Here is a 19,632-nt window from a genome sequence, read left to right as displayed (position 1 = left end):
CCCAATGCTCAATGGAACGAGCCGATGCGCTTGAGATTACCGAAATTCATCCAGACAAAAAAGGCTTTGCCCACAATATTGCCCTCGGGCACGAACCCCCAGTAACGGGAATCCAGTGAGTTATCGCGGTTGTCACCCATCATGAAGTAGTGCCCCTCCGGCACCTTGCAGGTGACACCTTCCACACTGTAGCGGCAGTTTTCACGATAGGCAAAATTGCTGGCGCCTTGTACAAAAGCGGGCACATCGGGGTTGTTCAACAACCGGTGTGGCTTGTCGCCTAGTTGCTCTTCGAACTGCTTGAAGTACCGCATCGAGTCTTCTTCAAAGAAGTCGGGCAAGGCTTTCGTATCTAGCGCTTTGCCATTGATGGTGAGGCGCTTGTTGATGTAAGCCACCTCGTCGCCCGGCACACCCACCACCCGCTTGATGTAGTCCATGCTCGGTTGTGGCGGGTAGCGAAATACCAGCACATCGCCGCGCACGGGCCGGGTGCCTTCTGTCAGCCGTGTGTTAATGACCGGCAGCCGGATACCGTATGTGAATTTGTTCACCAGAATCAGGTCGCCCACCAGCAGGGTCGGGATCATGGACCCCGACGGGATCTTGAAGGGCTCAAACAGAAACGAACGCAAGAAGAAAACGGCCGCAATCACAGGGAACAAGCCCGCCGTCCAGTCCAGCCACCAGGGCTGCATGAGGATGCGACCCTTGGCTTCCTGCACATCCACGTCCACCTTCTGGATCCCCATGCGATCCAATTCAGCGCGCCGCTCGGCGGCTGCATCTTCAATGGCCTGGGCTGCACGCCGCCGGCGAGGCAGGAAATAAATGCGCTCCGCCAGCCAGTAAACACCGGTGACGACCGTCGCAAGGAACAGGAGCAGCGCAAAGTTGCCCTCGATCGCCCCGGTGTACCAGGCACCGATGTAACCCACAAAGGCCGCCAGCACCAGCGACGTCAAAATTTGCATGAACTGCATCAGTCTTCCACCTGCAAAATGGCCAAAAATGCCTCCTGGGGCACCTCGACCGATCCAATCTGTTTCATGCGCTTCTTGCCTGCTTTCTGCTTCTCCAGCAGCTTGCGCTTGCGGGTGATGTCGCCCCCATAGCACTTGGCCAGCACGTTCTTGCGCAGGGCCTTGATGGTCTCGCGGGCGATGATGTTGGCGCCGATGGCGGCCTGAATCGCCACATCGAACATCTGGCGGCTGATGATCTCGCGCATCTTGGCCGCCACCGCGCGGCCACGGTAGGCCGACTGGCTGCGGTGGACGATGATGGACAGCGCATCGACCTTTTCGCCGTTGAGCAGGATGTCCACCTTCACCACATCGGAGGCGCGGTACTCCTTGAACTCGTAGTCCATGGAGGCGTAGCCGCGCGACACGGACTTGAGCTTGTCGAAGAAGTCCAGCACGATCTCGCCCAGCGGCAACTCGTAGGTCAACATCACCTGGCGGCCATGGTAGGCCATGTTCAACTGCACGCCGCGCTTCTGGTTGGCCAGCGTCATCACCGGGCCCACATATTCCTGCGGCATGTACAGATGCACCGTGACGATGGGCTCGCGGATCTCCTGGATACGCCCCTGCTCTGGCATCTTGGAGGGGTTCTCCACCATGATGACTTCGCCGTCACCCTTGACCACTTCGTACACCACGCTGGGCGCGGTGGTGATCAGGTCCTGGTCGAACTCGCGCTCCAGACGTTCCTGAACGATCTCCATGTGCAAGAGGCCCAGGAAGCCGCAGCGGAAGCCGAAACCCAACGCTTGCGACACCTCGGGCTCAAAGTGCAGCGAGGCGTCATTGAGCTGGAGCTTTTCCAGCGCGTCGCGCAGCTGGTCGTATTCGCTGGCTTCGGTCGGGTAGAGACCGGCGAACACCTGGGGCTGGATTTCCTTGAAGCCGGGGAGTGCCTGATCGGCCGGGCCCAGGTTGTTGGGTAGCTTCTTTTCCAGCGTGATGGTGTCGCCCACCTTCGCGGCCTTCAGCTCCTTGATACCCGCAATGATGTAGCCCACCTCGCCCGCATTGAGGGCGTCGCGCGGTGAGTTGGCGGGCGTGAACACACCCAGGTTGTCAGCGTTGTAGGCCGCACCCGATGCCATCATCTTGATGCGCTCGCCTTTGAGCAGGCGACCATCTACCACGCGCACCAGCATCACCACACCGACGTATGGGTCGAACCAGCTGTCAATGATCATCGCACGCAGTGGGGCATCGGGATTGCCACGGGGTGCTGGCACCTTCGCGACGATCAGTTCTAGGATTTCATCGATGCCCATGCCCGTCTTGGCCGAGCATGGGATGGCATCCGTGGCATCGATGCCGATGACATCCTCGATCTCGGCCTTTGCGTTGTCGGGGTCGGCCTGTGGCAGGTCCATCTTGTTGAGCACGGGCAGCACTTCGACACCGAGATCCAGCGCGGTGTAGCAGTTGGCCACAGTCTGTGCCTCCACCCCTTGCGATGCATCCACGACCAGTAGTGCGCCCTCGCACGCAGACAACGAACGGCTGACCTCGTACGAGAAGTCCACATGGCCAGGTGTGTCGATCAGATTGAGGTTGTAGACCTGCCCATCGCGTGCCTTGTAATGCAGCGCAGCGGTCTGCGCCTTGATGGTTATCCCACGCTCTTTTTCGATGTCCATCGAGTCCAGGACCTGGGCCTCCATCTCACGGTCTGCAAGACCTCCACACCGCTGGATCAAGCGGTCGGCCAGCGTCGACTTGCCATGGTCGATGTGCGCAATGATGGAAAAATTTCTGATGTGATTCATCAACGGAAAGCGTCAAGTGATTGAATTAAAACAGCGCGCACAAGAAAAAAGGGCGCGTCGAGTGGCGACGCGCCCTGAACCAACAATCATTGGCAACTGCGATAGTTGGAGCTTCATTGTAGGCAAAAAGGCCAACTGAAAAAGCCCACCCCCCGGTATCTGAGGGAAGTTGCCATGGTGCAACAGGGATTTTATACACAGTTTATGCACAGTCCACACACAAACAACGCTGAACAACTTGTGGGCGAGCTGTGGATCAACTGTGCATTGCACAAAAACATCCCACATCGTGAACACAGAGCCGGTCGATATGCAGATAAGCGTTGAACGCCGGCCTCTATTCTATCGAAAGTGGTTGATGGCCCTTTAAAAAGTTAGCAAAAGCTAACATCTAGACTCATTGCGGCGCCAGCGATCGACCTGTCAAAAATTCAGCGATCACGGCAAAGTCCCCCATTCTGAGTAGGGAATCGCCCCGGGCGGAGCCATTCCCCTCACGCCTCTGCCCAGCTCACTTGCCAGGACGAATCAGCGCGTACTGCGCCCACTCGCCGCGGCGATAGAGCACATTAATAGGCTTGCTCTTATCGGCCTTGGACAGCACGGTCTCGAACTCTTTCACGCCCGAGACTTCCGTGTTGGCCACCGACAAGATGATGTCCCCTTCGCGCAGGCCCGCGCGTGCGGCAGCATCCGTAGCGGCAGCCACCACCACACCGCCCTTGAGCTTGAGCTCTTTCTTCTGGGCATCCGTCAGGTCGGTCACAGACAAACCCATCTGCTGCGCAGCCGCCGAGGCCTTGGGCTTCTCTTCGCGCTCAGCTACTTTGGTCGCTGGCTTGTCTGGCTCGATCTCCGCAATGGTGATCGCCAGATCACGCGAGGCACCGCGACGGAACACCGTGACGGAGCTGCGGTTACCCGGCTTGGTGTTACCAACCAAGCGTGGCAGGTCTGCCACTTTCTCAATCGGCTTGCCATCAAACCGCGTGATGATGTCGCCCGCCTCCACGCCGGCCTTGTCGGCAGGCGATCCAGCCTCCACCCCCGTTACCAAGGCTCCTTGCGCCTTGCCCAGACCAATCGATTCGGCAACGTCCTTGGTGACTGGCCCGATCTGCACGCCGATGCGGCCACGCGTCACACGACCCGACGCGCGCAGTTGATCACTCACACGGATGGCTTCATCCATGGGAATTGCGAATGAGATCCCCATGAACCCCCCCGAGCGGGAATAGATCTGGCTGTTGATGCCAACCACCTCGCCCCGCATGTTGATCAGCGGTCCGCCAGAGTTTCCGGGGTTGATGGCCACATCTGTCTGAATGAAGGGGAGGTAGTCGCCCGTGTCCCGCTGCTTGGCGCTGACGATGCCTGCCGTCACTGTGTTCTCCAGCCCAAAGGGTGAGCCAATCGCCATCACCCATTCACCCACGCGGAGACGGCTCACGTCGCCCACCTTGACCGCAGGCAGTCCGGACGCCTCGATCTTCACCACCGCTACATCGGTGCGCTTGTCGGCACCCACGATACGCGCCTTGAACTCGCGCTTGTCGGTCAAAGTCACGATGACTTCATCGGCACCATCGACCACGTGCGCGTTCGTCATCACGAACCCGTCCGACGTCAAGATGAACCCCGACCCCACGCCGCGTGGCTGAGCCTCTTCCTCCTGCTGGGGTCGTTGGGGCCGCTGCTGCCGCGGGACGTTGGGGATTGGAACACCAAACCGGCGGAAGAATTCGAGCATCTCTTCGTCCATGCCGTTGGCATTGGAGCGACTGGACACTTTCTCGACAGTGCGGATGTTGACCACCGAAGGCCCCACCTGATCCACCAGATCGGTGAAATCAGGCAAGCCTCGAACCAGTGGTGCAGGCTGCGCCAACGCCGCATGGGGCGCTAACGACATAGTGGCTAAACCACCCATCAGGCATGCCACTGCCACCGAACGCAACATACTTCCATCAAACTTCGGCATCTTCGACCTTTCTTGATTCTTGGCGAATGCTGTTCACGAATTGTGTGTGACTGTGAAGAGTGTGACGCTAAATGGTTCCCGGGATACGTGGCTGCCACCATGACCCCACGACGATCCACAGGTCCGCGAGCGATGGGACGACACCGCTTCAGACCTACATCACCTGTCAGCGCACGCGCTCCAGTTGGCCGACAAAGAGGCGCAGCGTCTGCAGTGGCACCTCGCCCACCGCAGTCAGCCACATGTCTGACGGCCCGCGTTGGGCCAGCAACTGGGTAGCCCCCATGCTGGACACCTGGGGCTGCGCAGGATGGCGCTGGGGGTCAAACGGCTCGACGAAAAGCGATACCGAAGCCAACCCATCGGAGTACAGACACTGCAAGACACTGGGGGCGTCCGGACCATCGGATACCGCCCTGCGATGGCAACTGACAGGCACAAAACCTGTCACGGGCTGGCGTAAGACCCAACCTTCCGCCTTCGCCGTGGTCTTGACGACGGAAGGGGCGACCACCTTGTAACCTGCAGTCGCATCCATCAGACGCGACAGCTGCTCCACCTTCACCGGCGCGTTGAAGTCCAGCTCGGAAAAAGCCGCCTGCTCCAGCACCCGACCGTCCGCCGCCAGCGTCTGCAGCTTCACCACCAAGCCGGTCTCGCGCTCGCTCCAGAGCCGGTAACCGAAGCGCAGAGTGTCCGCAGGCTGAAACGAGACCACGTCAGACATGAACCCAGCCACCCGCTCCTGGCCCAGCAGGCGGGGTGTGTAAAACTGGGCGATCGACGTTCCGCTGACGACAGGAACGCGCGGAAAGAGCCCGGACACATCGCGACGGTCCGAGCGCACGACGCGCACCTGGGGCAGAAAAGTGCGAACTTCATCATTGCGCCGATAGACGGTGCGCGGAGTGCCACTTAGCGACTCCACCCGCTCCAGCTGCTGCTGGCCGTCGCATGCATGCCAGATGCGTGAGCTGGACATGGCGCCGTTGGCTGACAACACCACGAACGTACCGGCATAAGCGCGGCTGCAGGGCGCGCTGTGCATGCGCTCAATCCACTGCGCCATATCGCGCTCAGCCGGTGCACTGGCAGCTGATTCGGCGGGAGCCGCCGCCGCAGTATGCACGCTCAGTCCGCAAAGTGCCGCAGCGATCAGCGAGCCAAACCATCGAACCCGAGAAATTCCAAAGATCTTCACTACTCCAGAGGGGCTCATCACACGATCTCAGCGCCAGAAATTACCATCCACGGTTCAGCGGCCAGGGGTCTCAAACGTCGCGTTGCGCAAAAAGCCCGCCGGCATCTGCAGGGCCGATGTGCTGCCGAACTGCTTATGGGCGGCCAGCAACTCGTCCAAACGGGGGTCGCGGATCATCACCTGCTGACCGTCTGCGTCTGCAACGGCAACCACAGGCGCGCCTTGCGCCGTCGAGCGCTCGGGGGAGGATGCGGCCAGTTGCGCCCCCGACCCGCCGGCACCCTGGAGTTGGGAGAACGAGGTCCAGCCGATGGCCGCCACGGCGGCCAGCGATGCAAAACCCGCCACCATCTTCCAGCGGAACACCGAAGCATTGGCGGCCTCCGGCAAGTGAGCTGCTATATGGTCTAGTGGGTCCAGTTCAACCGGAGCCTGAGGGCGCTGTGGCGGCGCTTCCTTGGCAAGCTCGTCACGCAAACGGGACAGAAATGCCGGATTGACTGGCCGGGCCAAGTCAGAGGAGCGCAACACATCGCCCACAAGGTGATACACCCCCCAGGTGTCTCGTCCTTCATCTTCCGCCGCCCACACCAGCGCAGCGGCGAACTCGTCACCTTGCAGCTGACCGTCTGCCAGCGCCGACAACTGCTCGCTCTGGACTTCGCGCAAGTCAAGTTCTGCCGGGGTATGGATACCTGTTTCTGCCTTGTTCATTCGATCACCTCACCACCGTTTGCCCGACTGGTTTTCGAGCAAGGGGCGCACTTTGGCCGAAATGGCTTCGCGCGCCCGAAAAATTCGAGACCGCACCGTACCTATGGGACATCCCATTGCGGTTGCAATTTCTTCGTAACTGAGCCCCTCGATCTCTCGCAGCGTGACCGCTTGGCGCAGATCGTCAGGCAAGGCCTCCATGGCTGCATTCACGACCTGCGCTATTTCTTGGGCCGCAAGGACAGTTTCTGGGGTTTCGTCGCTGGTTAGTTCGTGTCCAAGGCGGGAAGTTTCATCCTCATCCTCGGAACCCCGGAAGGCATTTTCAGAAATGACCGGGTTGCGCTTCATGTCCATCAGCGCCTTTTTGGCGGTGTTGACGGCAATCCGGTACAGCCAGGTGTAGAACTGGGCGTCGCCACGGAACTGGTGCAGCGCCCGATAGGCGCGAATGAAGGTTTCCTGGGCAATGTCCTGGACCAAGTCCGTGTCACGCACCATACGTCCGATGAGTCGCTCGATGCGACGCTGGTACTTGATGACCAGCAATTCATAGGCGCGCTGGTCGCCCGCTACCGTGCGCTCCACCAGTTGGAGATCGCTGTCTTCGGAGGGGGAAGGCGGAATTACAGTCATGGATACTCAGGATTCACGCCCTGCAACAGCTTGCCGGGCGGTTTCGTCAGCGTTGTCAACGCCCGATCTGGCGCGCGAATATACCGCACGGCGCAAGTCCATCCAGCGCTCAGGCTGGCTGGAGCGCTCCAGCCATAACCACTGGGCCGAATGCCCTATGGGCACGATGCGCACCCACAGGTGCACCTGCAGATCCAGCAAGACCTCGGGAGGCACAGAAAGCGCCAGTGGCCCGCTAAAGGACTTTGCCGTTTGGCCCAGCGTCCAGGCTTGACCATCGAATTGCAGCACTCCGCGAGGCTGACCCCACCAGAAATGGGCTGCACCCGCCGCTGCCAACAGCCAGAGTCCGAGGGCCACAGCAGCCGATACAACTGCATCGCGCGCCCCAGAGCTCACCCAAGCAGCCACGACCCCGGCCCCGGTGAACAAAAGAGCCAATAGCAATGCACCCAACACCCTGCTGCGCCGCAGCGGGTACTGAACAGAAGGAGCACGCCTTGAGAGCAGTGTCACAGGACTACCTGCTCAGGCCGACAGACCGAATGCCTGCGAGCGCCAAAAAAACGACGACGTACTCCTTTGGGAGGACGGTCGCAAGCGGACAAGCAATGCTTGTTGCAACCGAATCCGTGATGTTTGCGCCCAATCAGACGCGTTTGAACACCAGCGTTCCGTTGGTACCACCAAAACCGAAGTTGTTCTTGACGGCCACGTCGATCTTCATGTCCCGCGCCGTGTTGGCACAGTAGTCCAGATCACATTCCGGGTCCTGGTTGAACAGGTTGATGGTGGGTGGCACTTTTTGTTCGTGCAGGGCGAGCACGGTGAACACGCTCTCAATACCGCCCGCACCACCAAGCAAGTGGCCCGTCATGGACTTGGTGGAGCTCACCACGGTCTTGTAGGCATGGTCGCCCAAGGCCGCCTTGATCGCGTTGGTTTCGTTGATGTCGCCCAAGGGGGTGGACGTGCCGTGGGCATTGAGATAGTCCACCTGATCCACATTGATCCCGGCATTGCGCAGTGCACTGAGCATGGCGCGCCGAGGCCCGTCCATGTTGGGAGCCGTCATGTGCCCAGCATCTGCGCTCATGCCAAAGCCGCTGAGTTCGGCGTAAATCTTGGCACCTCGGGCCTTGGCGTGCTCATACTCTTCCAGCACCATCACGCCAGCGCCCTCGCCGAGCACAAAACCGTCGCGGTCCTTGTCCCATGGGCGGGATGCCGTCTTGGGATCGTCGTTGCGGGTGGACAGTGCGCGCATGGCGGCAAACCCGCCAATGCCCAATGGGGACACCGTGGATTCGGTCCCGCCGGCCACGACCACGTCGGCATCGCCGTATTCAATCATGCGTCCCGCCTCGCCAATGCAGTGCAAACCCGTTGTGCAGGCAGTCACCACAGCAAGGTTGGGGCCCTTGAAGCCAAAACGCATGGACACATGCCCTGCCACCATGTTGATGATGGACGCAGGGACAAAAAATGGGGTGATACGCCGGGGTCCACGGCTGACCAGTTCGGCGTGGGTGTCTTCGATCAGCGGCAGGCCGCCAATGCCGGAGCCAATCACGCAGGCAATGCGTGTGGCGAACTCCTCACTGAGCGCTTCCCCTGTGGGAAGCCCTGCGTCCTGCACGGCCTGCGCCGCGGCAGCAATGCCGTAGTGGATGAAGGTGTCCATCGCGCGCGCGTCCTTGGCGCTGATGTACGACTCCAGGTCAAGACCTTTGACCTCTCCCGCAATCTTGCAGGCGAAGTTCGACGCGTCGAACTTGGTGATGAGGTCAATGCCGGATTGGCCGGCAAGGAGGTTGGCCCAGGAATCGGCCACCGTGTTACCCACGGGGCTGACGCAACCCAGGCCGGTCACGACAACGCGACGACGGCTCATGCGTATAAAACCTTCTGCTGATCGCTTGAGTCAGGCGCAGGGCGCCGCTCAGGCCTTCTGGTGGGTGTTGGCGTAGTCGATGGCGTTTTGCACCGTGGTGATCTTCTCGGCGTCTTCGTCCGGGATCTCGATGCCGAACTCGTCTTCCAGAGCCATCACCAGTTCCACCGTGTCGAGCGAGTCGGCACCGAGGTCTGCCACGAAGGCCTTTTCATTGGTGACTTGGGACTCTTCCACACCGAGTTGTTCGGCAATGATTTTTTTGACGCGTGCTTCGATATCGCTCATGGTTTCCCTCTGGGGGTTGTGAATGAATCCGCGATTCTAGCCGCTTAAGGAGAAGCCCCTAAACGACCCGCCGTCCGGATGAACCGGCGTTAACTTGTCTTAATTACATGTACATGCCGCCATTGACGTGCAACTCCTGCCCCGTCACGTAGCCAGCCTCGCGTGAAGCCAGGTAGGCCACCGCGTGTGCGATGTCTGCGGGCTTGCCCATATGTCCCAGCGGGATCTGCGCATTGAGCGCTTTTTGCTGATCTTCGGGCAACACAGACGTCATGTCGGTCTCGATAAAACCGGGCGCCACGCAGTTCACGGTGATGTTGCGGCTGCCCAGCTCACGGGCCAGTGCGCGCGTCATGCCCGCCACGCCTGCCTTGGCAGCGGCGTAGTTGGCCTGACCTGGATTGCCCGATGCACCCACCACGCTGGTGATGCTGATGATGCGCCCGAAGCGCTGCTTCATCATCGGACGGATAGCTGCCCGGCTCGTGCGAAATACCGCCTTGAGATTGGTGTCCAGCACCGCATCCCAGTCATCGTCCTTCATGCGCATGGCCAGGGTGTCGCGCGTGATGCCGGCGTTGTTCACCAGCACATGCAGACCACCCTGTTGCTTGACGATGCCGTCCATCAAGGCCTCGACCGCAGCCACATCGTTCACGTTCAGGTTGGCCCCCCGGCAGCCAGGGTAAGCCGACAGCGCCTGGCTGATGCGCGCAGCGCCTTCATCCGTGGTGGCCGTGCCCACCACCTGGTAGCCGCGCACCGCCAATTCCAGGGCAATGGCCGCGCCAATGCCGCGCGATGCGCCGGTCACCAGCGCCACTTGCGCCGCTGTCTGGGTCGATTCCGTCATGCCAACAACTCCCGGGTTTCGGCCAGCGTGGCCGAGTCAAACAATGCAGCACCAACCAGCTCGGGATCGATGCGTTTGGTGAGGCCTGCCAGCACTTTGCCAGGGCCACATTCAATGATGTGCGTCACTCCGCGCGCCTTGAGCGTCTGCACGCATTCCACCCAGCGCACGGGGCCGAAGGCCTGGCGATAGAGCGCTTCACGAATGGCGTCAGCATCCTGCTGCACCGCCACGTCCACGTTGTTGACCACCGGAATCTGGGGGGCCGTCAAGGCAACGTCTGCCAGCGCCACACGCAGCTTTTCAGCGGCCGGCTTCATCAGGCTGGAGTGAAAAGGCGCCGACACCGGCAGGGGCAATGCACGCTTGGCACCCGCCGCCTTGAGCACTTCGCAGGCCTTGTCCACCGCCGCCTTGGTACCAGCGATCACGGTCTGGATCGGGTCGTTGAAATTGACAGCCTCCACCACTTCGGCCGTGCACGGGCCGAACGAGGCCAATGCCTCGGCGCAACCGGCGATGACCTTGGAAGCCTCCATGCCCAGAATGGCGGCCATGGCGCCGGTCCCGACGGGCACCGCCTCTTGCATGGCCGCTGCGCGCAACCGCACCAGCGGAGCCGCCTGCGCCAGCGTCAGCACACCAGCCGCCACCAGGGCGGAGTATTCACCCAGCGAATGCCCGGCCACAGCCACTGGGGCTGCGCCACCTTCTGCGCGCCACACCCGCCATGCCGCCACACCCGCGACCAGCATCACCGGCTGGGTGTTGGTGGTGAGAGCCAACGCTTCCTTGGGGCCTTCCTTGATCAGCAGGCCAACATCTTCGCCCAGGGCATCCGAGGCTTCCTTCAGGGTCTGAGCCACCACCGGGTGGTCACCCCAGCCATCCAGCATGCCCACCGATTGCGAGCCTTGCCCCGGAAAGACAAATGCAAAAGACTTCATGAAAAATCCAGAAATATGATGAAACTGGCCGGTAGCGCTAGTATTTATTGCGCTAGCAGCTACAACTTCAGGAGCACAGCACCCCAGGTGAAGCCGCCCCCCACGCCTTCGAGCAGCAGGGTTTCGCCTTTCTTGACCTGGCCGGCGCGCACCGCATGGTCCAGAGCCAGAGGAATGGACGCCGCCGAAGTATTGCCGTGCTGGTCCACCGTGACCACGACCTTGTCCATGGACATCTTCAGTTTGCGGGCAGTGCCCTGCATGATGCGGATGTTGGCCTGGTGCGGGATCAGCCAGTCGATATCGGCTTCGGTCAGCCCGGCCTTGGCCAGGGCAGCATGGGCCGCCTTCTCCAACACACCGACTGCCAGCTTGAAGACCGCCTGCCCGTCCATCTTGAGGACCGGGTCGCCAAGGACCTTGCCGCCAGACACATTGCCGGGCACACACAAAATATCAACATGCTTGCCGTCGGCGTGCAAGTCGCTCGACAGGATGCCCGGTGTGTCAGAGGCCTCCAGCACCACAGCGCCCGCGCCGTCTCCGAACAACACACAAGTAGTGCGGTCGTTGAAGTCCAGAATGCGGCTGAAAACTTCGGCGCCAATCACCAGGGCGCGGTTGGCAGCACCGGTCTGGATCATGGAGTCCGCCACGGACAGGGCATAAACAAACCCGCTGCAGACCGCTTGCACGTCGAAAGCGGGGCAACCATTGGCGCCCAGCTTGTTCTGCAAGATACAGGCGACCGACGGGAACACCATGTCTGGCGTGGATGTGGCCACGATGATCAGATCGATGTCAGTAGGCTGCAGATTGGCAGCCTGCAAGGCATTGCGCGCAGCCTCCAGACCGAGGTCGCTGGCCGTGACATCCGGCGCAGCAAAGTGGCGCGCCCGAATACCAGTGCGCTCCACAATCCATTCATCCGAGGTTTCGATGCCGCGCTGGCCCAGTTCTGCAACCAGATCGGCGTTGGTCAACCGGCGTGGAGGCAGATAGCTGCCGGTGCCGGTAATGCGGGAATAACGTCTCATTATTGTGCGGTCGCCGCAACGCCAGGCTGGGGCTGGGCATCTGCAGGCGCCAGCAGGGGCGCCGCGTGCGCAATCCGGGTCCGGACACGGTCGAGCAGGTTGTTGCGGGCTGCATCATACGCCCGGTTCAACGCCTGCTCGAAAGCCATGGCGTCTGCCGATCCGTGGCTCTTGAACACCAGCCCGCGCAGGCCCAGCAGCGCCGCGCCGTTATAACGGCGGTAATCCATGCGCTTCATCAACGCTTTTAAGATCGGATAGGCGACGATAGCGGCCATTTTGGTAAAAATGTGGCGCGAAAATTCAGTTTTAAGTGCTCCGATGATCATCGAGGCCACACCTTCGCTGGCCTTGAGCGCCACATTGCCCACAAAACCATCACAGACCACGATATCCACCGTCCCCTTGAAGATATCGTTGCCCTCGACATTGCCATAGAAGTTCAAATCACCGGAATTGGCCGCAGATCGCAGCAATTCACCCGCTTTTTTGATCACTTCACTGCCCTTGATGACTTCTTCACCAATATTCAGCAGGCCCACCGTGGGCTCACCCCCCTCTTGAAGAACCGACACCAGGGCAGAGCCCATCACGGCAAACTGAAGCAGATGTTCGGCCGAGCAATCGACATTAGCGCCCAGATCCAGGACGGTTGTGGCACCGCCGGTGGCGTTGGGCATCTGGGTGGCGATGGCGGGCCGGTCGATGCCGTCCAGCGTCTTGAGAAGGTACCGGGCAATGGCCATCAGGGCCCCGGTATTGCCGGCAGACACCGCCGCCGATGCAGCGCCGTCCTTGACCTGCTGGATGGCAACCCGCATCGAAGAATCCTTCTTCTTGCGCAAAGCCACCTCCACCGGATCGTCCATGGCCACCACTTCGGTAGCTGGCACGATGGTGGCTCGGTCGTGGGAAAACGATTGCAGGCTATCCGCCAGGCCAACTAGCAGCAGGCGGGCATCCGGGTGGTGGTCGAGAAACTGGCGGCACGCCGCGAGCGTGACGCGGGGGCCGTGGTCGCCCCCCATGCAGTCAACAGCCAGTGTGATCATGGGCGACTTGTCCGGTCGGCCCGAAGGGCCGAGAAATGAATACGACGGTCAAAACAAAGGCCCGCGCTACAGGGTGTGTAGCAACGGGCCTTTGGATGGGGTGAAGGTCAGGCTTCAGACTTGTTCTTCAGCACCTGACGGCCACGGTAGAAACCGTTGGGGCTGATGTGGTGACGCAGGTGCGTTTCACCGGTAGTGGGTTCCACGGCAATGCCTGGCACATTCAGGGCATTGTGCGAGCGGTGCATACCGCGCTTGGAAGGGGACTTTTTGTTTTGCTGAACGGCCATGATGGCTCCTGATCTGGAATAGGTTGGTAAAAACGCGATCAGCCCAAAAAGACACGATGGGGTTCGCGTGAAGCCCACGATTATAACCCAAATGCTTTTTGGGCCCGCCAATCAGTCTTTGGCGTCCTTGCGCAAAGCAGCCAAGGCAGCGAAAGGGTTGGGTTTTTCGGCATTGGCTTCTTCAAAATCATCGTCAGAAGACGCGAGAGGCACAGAGGTCGGACACTCGTCGTGTTTGGGCACCACGGGCAACGCCATCAGCAACTCATCTTCGATGAGCTCGTGCAAATCAAACTCGCGGCTCAGGGCCAGCAGGTCTTCTTCGCTCTCATCGTCCAGGGCCTCGGCAGTGGCTTCATCGGCCACGAAGCGGAATTCCCGATCCACCTCCAGCGGGACGTCTACCGGCGTCAGGCAGCGCTGGCACTCCATAGGGAAGCTGGCGCGCACCTTGATGTGCAACCAGACCTGCCCCATTCCGCCCAGCGCAGTGCGTATTTCACCGGTCGCCTCCCAGTCCACCAACAGGTCCGGGTGCAGGCCTTTGGCCTCTTGCGCCAGGCGTTCGTACTTCAACAGCGAGTCGTGGCCCGCCAGCCGACCGCCCGCCTGTGCAAAGGCTTTCACGTCGAGGCGCTGTGCGGAGAATTCCTTGGTCATGGCGGCAGTGTAAGAGAATCGGCGCATGCATCAATCCCCCTCCTCGCAACGCCCTCTGGTATTGGGCTCGACCTCGCGCTACCGGCGCGAATTGCTGGAACGGCTGAATCTGCCTTTCGAAGTGGCCGCCCCCCATGTCGATGAGACCCCCCTGCCCGGCGAGGCGCCCCGCGCCCTGGCCATGCGCCTGGCTCTGGCCAAAGCGCAAGCTGTGGCGCGGCAGCACCCCGAAGCGGTGGTGATCGGGTCCGACCAGGTGGCCGACCTGGCCGGAGAGCCGCTGGGCAAACCGGGCCAGCACGATCGCGCGGTGCAGCAGTTGCGCCAGATGCGCGGCCAGACGGTGGTGTTCCAAACCGCCCTGGCGGTGGTGTGCGCGGCCACCGGCTTTGAACAGGTGGACCTCGCCCCCGTAGAGGTGAAGTTCCGCGACCTGTCGGATGAAGAAATCGAGCGCTACCTGCGCGCCGAGCAGCCCTACGACTGCGCGGGCAGCGCCAAGAGCGAAGGCCTTGGCATTGCCCTGCTGGACGCCATCCACAGCGACGACCCCACGGCACTCATCGGGCTGCCACTGATCCGCACATGCCGCATGCTGCGCGCAGCAGGGCTGGTGCTGCCATGAACGTAAAAACCGGCACGCTGTACCTGGTGCCCGCCCCCCTCGACTTTGGCTGCGACACCCAGGCCCCACTGCAGGATGTCCTGCCCTCGGCCACCCTGCAGACAGCCGCCCGCCTGACCCACTGGGTGTGCGAAAACGCCAAGAGCACGCGCGCCTACCTCAAGCGCATTGACGCGCTGCACCCCCTGGCCCTCTCTCTGCAGCAACAGCAGATCACTGAGTTGCCGCGTGAAGTGCACAAAAAAGGCGACCACGGCGACAAGGGCTCAGCGCCGTTCGACGCCCGCCCGCTGCTGGCTGCGGCCCTGAACGGGCACGACATCGGCCTGGTCAGCGAAGCGGGCATGCCCGCAGTGGCCGACCCTGGCTCGTCGGTGGTGCGGGCCGCGCACGACCTGGGCCTGCGCGTGGTGCCATTGGTAGGGCCGGTGTCGCTGCTGCTGGCCCTGGCCTCCAGTGGCCTCAATGGACAAAACTTCGCCTTCGTCGGCTACCTGCCACAAGACGGACAAGAGCGCACCCAGCGCATCAAGGAGCTGGAGGGCATCGCGCTGCGCACGGGCCAGACCCAGCTGTTCATCGAGACCCCGTACCGCAACCCGGCCCTGTGGCAGGCACTGGTTCAGACCCTGCAGCCGCACACCCGGCTGGCGCTGGCCAGCGGCCTGACCCTGCCCGACGCGCGGGTGCAAAGCCAGCTGGTGCGCCAGTGGAAGCAGCAGCCCGCACCGCCGGACAACCGCACCCCCGTGGTGTTTGCGCTGGGGCGTTGAGGCAGCGACGGAGTAACACGCGACGGGCGAGGCGCCTGGAATGCTACATATTCAAGAGCATTCCAGGCATATTCCACTAGCGCAACCGCCCCAAAACACCCCCAAAAACCCTCAGACCGCTGCACAACGGCCCCACACCGGCACGGCAGCACAGCGCAACCAGGCCCAACAAAAAGGCCCCGGCAGATACCTCTGCAGGGGCTTCGAATAGACATCTGCCGTGGATGCAAGGGCTTGTGCGGATGATCACGCCCCCTGCCGACTCCGAGGCGAATATCAGCGCAACTGTGGCCCCGATATGGCCAGTGACTTGACGGCGCCCATGCCCACCGCCGCGCCAAAACGCTTGGCCAGGCGCTCGGCCACGTTGTCGCGGCGGGTGTAGTCGATGATGTCCTCGGCCTTGACCACTTCGCGCGCGACATAGTCCAGGTTACCCAGCTTGTCCGCCAGGCCCATTTCCACGGCCTGCTGGCCCGTCCAGAACAAGCCGCTGAAGGTATCGGGCGTGGTCTTGAGACGGTCACCGCGCCCCGCTTTCACCACGGCAATGAACTGCTGGTGGATCTGGTCGAGCATGGTCTGCGCGTAGGCGCGCTGCTTCTCGGTCTGCGGGCTGAAAGGGTCCAGAAAACCCTTGTTCTCGCCTGCGGTGAGCAGGCGGCGCTCCACGCCCACCTTCTCCATCACGCCGGTGAATCCAAAACCGTCCATCAGCACACCAATGCTGCCCACGATGCTGGCCTTGTCCACGTAGATATCGTCGGCGGCGGCTGCAATGTAGTAGGCAGCCGAGGCGCAGGTTTCTTCGACCACGGCGTAGATCGGCTTGTTGTGCTTGGCTTTCAGGCGCACGATCTCGTCGTTGATGATGCCGGCCTGCACCGGGCTGCCACCGGGCGAGTTGATGAGCAGCACCAGCGCTTGCGAGCCCTCATCCTCCAGCGCGCTGCGCATGGCGGCCACCACAAACTCGGCGCTGGCCTCGGCACCGCTGGCGATTTCGCCCTTGATGTCCACCACCGCGGTGTGCGGCGTGCTGGTGCTGGTGCTGGGCGATGCCTGACGCAACGCGGCAAACGCAATCGCCGCCAGCAGGGCCAGCCAGGCCAGACGGAAAAAGATCTTCCAGCGACGGGCGCTGCGTTGCTCATTGAGGGCAGCAAAGGCCAGCTTTTCCAGCGTGGCACGTTCCCAGCCGGGTTCACGCGATGAGTCGCTCACAGGTGCTCCTGAATTTGTAGCTGCTTGCGCCCACAGATCGGGCGCGGAATTGGTTTTGGGGTCAAAGCCCGACGAACCGGGCTGTTGGGGGTCTGTCATGTCATGCGTCCTGGGAACTGCACCGCTGCAGCCCACGCGCCGCGCCGGATGGAACCAGGCGACAGCACATCAGGGTAATTCATCTGGATTTTCTAGAACTCTACGGGCTGCAGGTTGTAGGCAGTATGCCAGCGCACCACGCCATCACTCTCCGACAGGGCAATTTTCACCAGTCCTCCTCGGCAGGGTCCGCCCGCGCACTGGCCGGTGTGGGGCAAATAAGCCGCGCCGTGGGTAGCGCACAACAGCCAGTGGCCCGTGTCGTCAAAAAAACGGTCGGGCTGGTAGTCCATCTCCATCGCCACATGGGTACAGCGGTTGAGGTAAGCGTGTGGCAGGCCCTGGTAGCGGATTGCAAAGGCCCGGCAGGTCTGGCCCGCGTACACGACATCAAACGGCACGGCCCGCCCCCCATCGACGAGGTCGGCGCTGCTGCACAAAGCGAAGGACTGCTCGGGCGACGTGTTCATGGCTTGCTCCGCTTCACGGCCCAGCGTTAGGCGTTGTTCAGCAGCCAGTCGTGCAGCCCGCGCACCGAATGGGCCACCGCCAGCGGCTGGAGCGCATGGAAGGCGTCGGGTTCATGGGCGCCATAGCTCACCCCCACACTCGCACAGCCGGCGTTGACGGCCATCTGCAGGTCGTGCGTGGTGTCGCCGATCATCAAAAGGCGCTCCGGCGCCACGTCAAATTCGGCCATCAGCTCCTGCAGCATCAGGGGGTGGGGCTTGCCAGCGGTCTGGTCTGCGGTGCGGGAGCCGTCGAATACGCCCTTGAGTTGAACCGTGTGCAGCGCCTCGTCCAGCCCGCGCCGGCTTTTGCCGGTAGCCACGGCCAACAGGTGGCCGCGCTCGCGCAGGTCGTTCAGCAGAGGCAGCACGCCTTCAAACAGGCTCAGGTCGTCCTGGTGCTGGATGTAGTGAAAGCGGTAGCGATTGCCCAGTTCGGTGTACTTCTCGGGCGGCACATCGGGCGCCGCATGGGCCAGCGCCTGCATCAGGCCCATGCCGATCACGTAGGCGGCCTCCTTGTCGGTGGGCACGGTGCCGCCCACGTCGCGCACCGCTGCCTGGATGCAGCGCACGATGATGGCGGTGGAGTCGAACAGCGTGCCATCCCAATCAAAGGCGATGAGGTCGAAACGGCGCGGACGGAAGTTTTTGGCAGACATGAGAGCAGTTTTTCTCGCGCAGGATCGTCAGGCGGTGGGCACAAAATCGGCCAGCTCAGGGGGCAGCTCGGCGATCAGCTGCACACGCTCGCCCGAGGCGGGGTGGTTGAACTGTAACCGCCATGCGTGCAGGAACATGCGCTTCATCGAGAGCTTCTGCAGGCGCTTGTTGAGGTCAAAGTCACCGTATTTGTCATCACCCACGATGGCGTGGCCCTGGCTTGCCAGGTGCACACGGATCTGATGGGTGCGGCCTGTCTTGATGGTCACCTCCAGCAGGGACATCGCCGGCAGGCCTTGAGCGGGGCGCGCGGGCACGGTGCTGCGCACCTTGACCAACGTGATGGAGCGCATGCCATCCGGGTCATCGGCCGTGGTCACACGCACGCGGCGCTCGCCGTCGGCCTGCAGGTACTTGTGCAGTGGCAGGTCGATGACCTTTTTGTTGGCAGGCCAGATGCCCGTGACGAGTGCCAGATAGGTCTTGCCTGTCTCGCGCTCACGGAACTGGTCTTGCAGGTGAGTGAGCGCTGACCGCTTCTTGGCCACCAGCAGGATGCCCGAGGTCTCGCGGTCCAGACGGTGCACCAGTTCCAGGAACTTGGACGCCGGCCGCGCCTGGCGCAATTGCTCGATCACGCCAAAACTCACGCCGCTGCCGCCGTGCACCGCCACGCCCGCGGGCTTGTCCAGGGCAATCAGGTGCTCGTCTTCGAGCAGGATGGGAAATTCGCGCGCAGGCGCCGGACGCTCGGCCTTCTCGGCCACCTTGTCGGAGACGCGCACGGGCGGCAGGCGCACCACATCCCCTGCTTCCACGCGGGTGTCGGCACTCACGCGGCCTTTGTTGATGCGGACCTCACCGCTGCGGATGATGCGGTAGACATGCGTTTTTGGCACACCTTTCAGGTGGCGTATCAAAAAGTTATCGAGCCGCTGGCCGGCGGAGTCAGCATCCACTTCCACCAGGCGGGCTGCGGGAAGCCCCGCAGAAGCTGCGGGCGGTTTGGCCCCTATAATGTGTTTCACCTGCGCGTTGTTATGTAAGTGGTTGATTTGTCTGGAGTTTAGTCCACACAGCCCTTGCCCCTCACGCAGGCAGGTCGATGCCAGCGGGCGTCGTGCGCGCAGATTGCAGGCCAGATGCCTGTGGTGGCCCGCATGCCGTGCGGCGGGCTGACAGATTGAAACACTGATACGGAATCCCCCAGCTGGCAGATGCACCCTACCCGGGCGCAGCCTGCCAGCGGATCAAAGCGAGCATGTGGTTGTTGATGAGCTGGATGGTGACCTTGTGGCGGTGGCTGATGCCCCCGGCTGCACGCTCCTATTCGGCTCTAGCGCCCAGCCAGCAAGCGCAACCAGCTACTTTTTTGCTAGCAAAACTGCGCTCCTA

General features: G+C 61.9%; 21 protein-coding genes. 2 read left to right on the top strand and 19 right to left on the bottom strand.

Annotated elements, in window-relative coordinates; translation table 11 throughout:
* Positions 1-8: 8 nt before the first annotated feature.
* The 15 genes from lepB to ACODSM_RS03170 form a co-directional block, all read right to left on the bottom strand.
* Positions 9-983 (bottom strand): signal peptidase I, encoded by a 975-nt coding sequence (gene lepB / locus ACODSM_RS03240; RefSeq protein ID WP_209817177.1) that lies wholly within the window; start codon positions 981-983, stop codon positions 9-11.
* Positions 983-2,791: a translation elongation factor 4 gene (lepA, locus tag ACODSM_RS03235; RefSeq protein WP_110959376.1), complete on the bottom strand. Its 1,809-nt coding sequence runs from the start codon at positions 2,789-2,791 to the stop codon at positions 983-985. Before lepA ends, lepB begins: the two co-directional genes overlap by 1 nt.
* Positions 2,792-3,302: 511 nt before the next feature.
* Complete coding sequence (locus ACODSM_RS03230; RefSeq protein ID WP_488804314.1) at positions 3,303-4,772, bottom strand: DegQ family serine endoprotease; 1,470 nt, start codon at positions 4,770-4,772, stop codon at positions 3,303-3,305.
* A gap of 166 nt (positions 4,773-4,938) precedes the next feature.
* Positions 4,939-5,991, bottom strand: a complete 1,053-nt coding sequence (locus tag ACODSM_RS03225; protein ID WP_488804443.1) for a MucB/RseB C-terminal domain-containing protein — start codon at positions 5,989-5,991, stop codon at positions 4,939-4,941.
* A gap of 36 nt (positions 5,992-6,027) precedes the next feature.
* Complete coding sequence (locus ACODSM_RS03220) at positions 6,028-6,687, bottom strand: sigma-E factor negative regulatory protein (protein WP_488804313.1); 660 nt, start codon at positions 6,685-6,687, stop codon at positions 6,028-6,030.
* A 9-nt stretch (positions 6,688-6,696) separates the two neighbouring features.
* The gene (gene rpoE / locus ACODSM_RS03215) at positions 6,697-7,323 is read right to left on the bottom strand and encodes an RNA polymerase sigma factor RpoE (RefSeq protein WP_015013192.1); all 627 of its coding nucleotides are present in this window, start codon (positions 7,321-7,323) and stop codon (positions 6,697-6,699) included.
* A 6-nt stretch (positions 7,324-7,329) separates the two neighbouring features.
* A complete protein-coding gene (locus ACODSM_RS03210) occupies positions 7,330-7,539 on the bottom strand; it encodes a hypothetical protein (protein ID WP_488804312.1) in 210 nt (69 codons plus the stop codon).
* 433 nt (positions 7,540-7,972) lie between these two features.
* Positions 7,973-9,217 carry a beta-ketoacyl-ACP synthase II gene (fabF, locus tag ACODSM_RS03205; RefSeq protein ID WP_209817182.1) on the bottom strand — a complete coding sequence of 415 codons (1,245 nt, stop codon included), beginning with the start codon at positions 9,215-9,217 and terminating at the stop codon, positions 7,973-7,975.
* Positions 9,218-9,265: 48 nt separating this feature from the next.
* Positions 9,266-9,505: an acyl carrier protein gene (gene acpP, locus ACODSM_RS03200; RefSeq protein ID WP_003058049.1), complete on the bottom strand. Its 240-nt coding sequence runs from the start codon at positions 9,503-9,505 to the stop codon at positions 9,266-9,268.
* Positions 9,506-9,608: 103 nt separating this feature from the next.
* Entirely contained in the window at positions 9,609-10,358 is a 750-nt protein-coding gene (fabG, locus tag ACODSM_RS03195; RefSeq protein ID WP_015013189.1) for a 3-oxoacyl-ACP reductase FabG, read from the bottom strand.
* Positions 10,355-11,305 (bottom strand): ACP S-malonyltransferase, encoded by a 951-nt coding sequence (gene fabD / locus ACODSM_RS03190; protein ID WP_488804311.1) that lies wholly within the window; start codon positions 11,303-11,305, stop codon positions 10,355-10,357. The genes fabG and fabD overlap by 4 nt, the downstream gene beginning before the upstream one ends.
* A gap of 59 nt (positions 11,306-11,364) precedes the next feature.
* Entirely contained in the window at positions 11,365-12,342 is a 978-nt protein-coding gene (locus ACODSM_RS03185; protein ID WP_110959384.1) for a beta-ketoacyl-ACP synthase III, read from the bottom strand.
* Positions 12,342-13,394, bottom strand: coding sequence for a phosphate acyltransferase PlsX (plsX, locus tag ACODSM_RS03180; protein ID WP_015013186.1), 1,053 nt, complete (start codon positions 13,392-13,394; stop codon positions 12,342-12,344). Before plsX ends, ACODSM_RS03185 begins: the two co-directional genes overlap by 1 nt.
* 107 nt (positions 13,395-13,501) lie before the next feature.
* Positions 13,502-13,684, bottom strand: a complete 183-nt coding sequence (gene rpmF / locus ACODSM_RS03175) for a 50S ribosomal protein L32 (protein WP_005794249.1) — start codon at positions 13,682-13,684, stop codon at positions 13,502-13,504.
* A 111-nt stretch (positions 13,685-13,795) separates the two neighbouring features.
* Positions 13,796-14,344 carry a YceD family protein gene (locus ACODSM_RS03170; RefSeq protein WP_043565232.1) on the bottom strand — a complete coding sequence of 183 codons (549 nt, stop codon included), beginning with the start codon at positions 14,342-14,344 and terminating at the stop codon, positions 13,796-13,798.
* A gap of 25 nt (positions 14,345-14,369) precedes the next feature.
* On the opposite strand from ACODSM_RS03170, the gene ACODSM_RS03165 reads away from it, so the two are divergent.
* Together ACODSM_RS03165 and ACODSM_RS03160 are read left to right on the top strand one after the other, a co-directional pair.
* The gene (locus ACODSM_RS03165; protein WP_488804310.1) at positions 14,370-14,969 is read left to right on the top strand and encodes a Maf family nucleotide pyrophosphatase; all 600 of its coding nucleotides are present in this window, start codon (positions 14,370-14,372) and stop codon (positions 14,967-14,969) included.
* A complete protein-coding gene (locus ACODSM_RS03160; RefSeq protein WP_488804309.1) occupies positions 14,966-15,742 on the top strand; it encodes an SAM-dependent methyltransferase in 777 nt (258 codons plus the stop codon). The genes ACODSM_RS03165 and ACODSM_RS03160 overlap by 4 nt, the downstream gene beginning before the upstream one ends.
* A gap of 276 nt (positions 15,743-16,018) precedes the next feature.
* Here ACODSM_RS03160 and ACODSM_RS03155 read toward each other — a convergent pair whose 3' ends face one another.
* The 4 genes from ACODSM_RS03155 to ACODSM_RS03140 form a co-directional block, all read right to left on the bottom strand.
* On the bottom strand, positions 16,019-17,065 hold the full coding sequence (locus ACODSM_RS03155) for a S49 family peptidase (RefSeq protein WP_488804308.1): 1,047 nt from the start codon (positions 17,063-17,065) through the stop codon (positions 16,019-16,021).
* 92 nt (positions 17,066-17,157) lie between these two features.
* Positions 17,158-17,535 (bottom strand): Rieske (2Fe-2S) protein, encoded by a 378-nt coding sequence (locus ACODSM_RS03150; RefSeq protein WP_488804307.1) that lies wholly within the window; start codon positions 17,533-17,535, stop codon positions 17,158-17,160.
* Between the two features lie 26 nt (positions 17,536-17,561).
* Positions 17,562-18,236, bottom strand: coding sequence for an HAD family hydrolase (locus ACODSM_RS03145; RefSeq protein WP_488804306.1), 675 nt, complete (start codon positions 18,234-18,236; stop codon positions 17,562-17,564).
* A 27-nt stretch (positions 18,237-18,263) separates the two neighbouring features.
* Positions 18,264-19,265: an RluA family pseudouridine synthase gene (locus ACODSM_RS03140; protein ID WP_488804305.1), complete on the bottom strand. Its 1,002-nt coding sequence runs from the start codon at positions 19,263-19,265 to the stop codon at positions 18,264-18,266.
* Positions 19,266-19,632: the final 367 nt, after the last annotated feature.

The organism is Acidovorax sp. FG42 (assembly GCF_057809195.1).
This window is presented reverse-complemented; position numbering and strand designations above follow the sequence as displayed.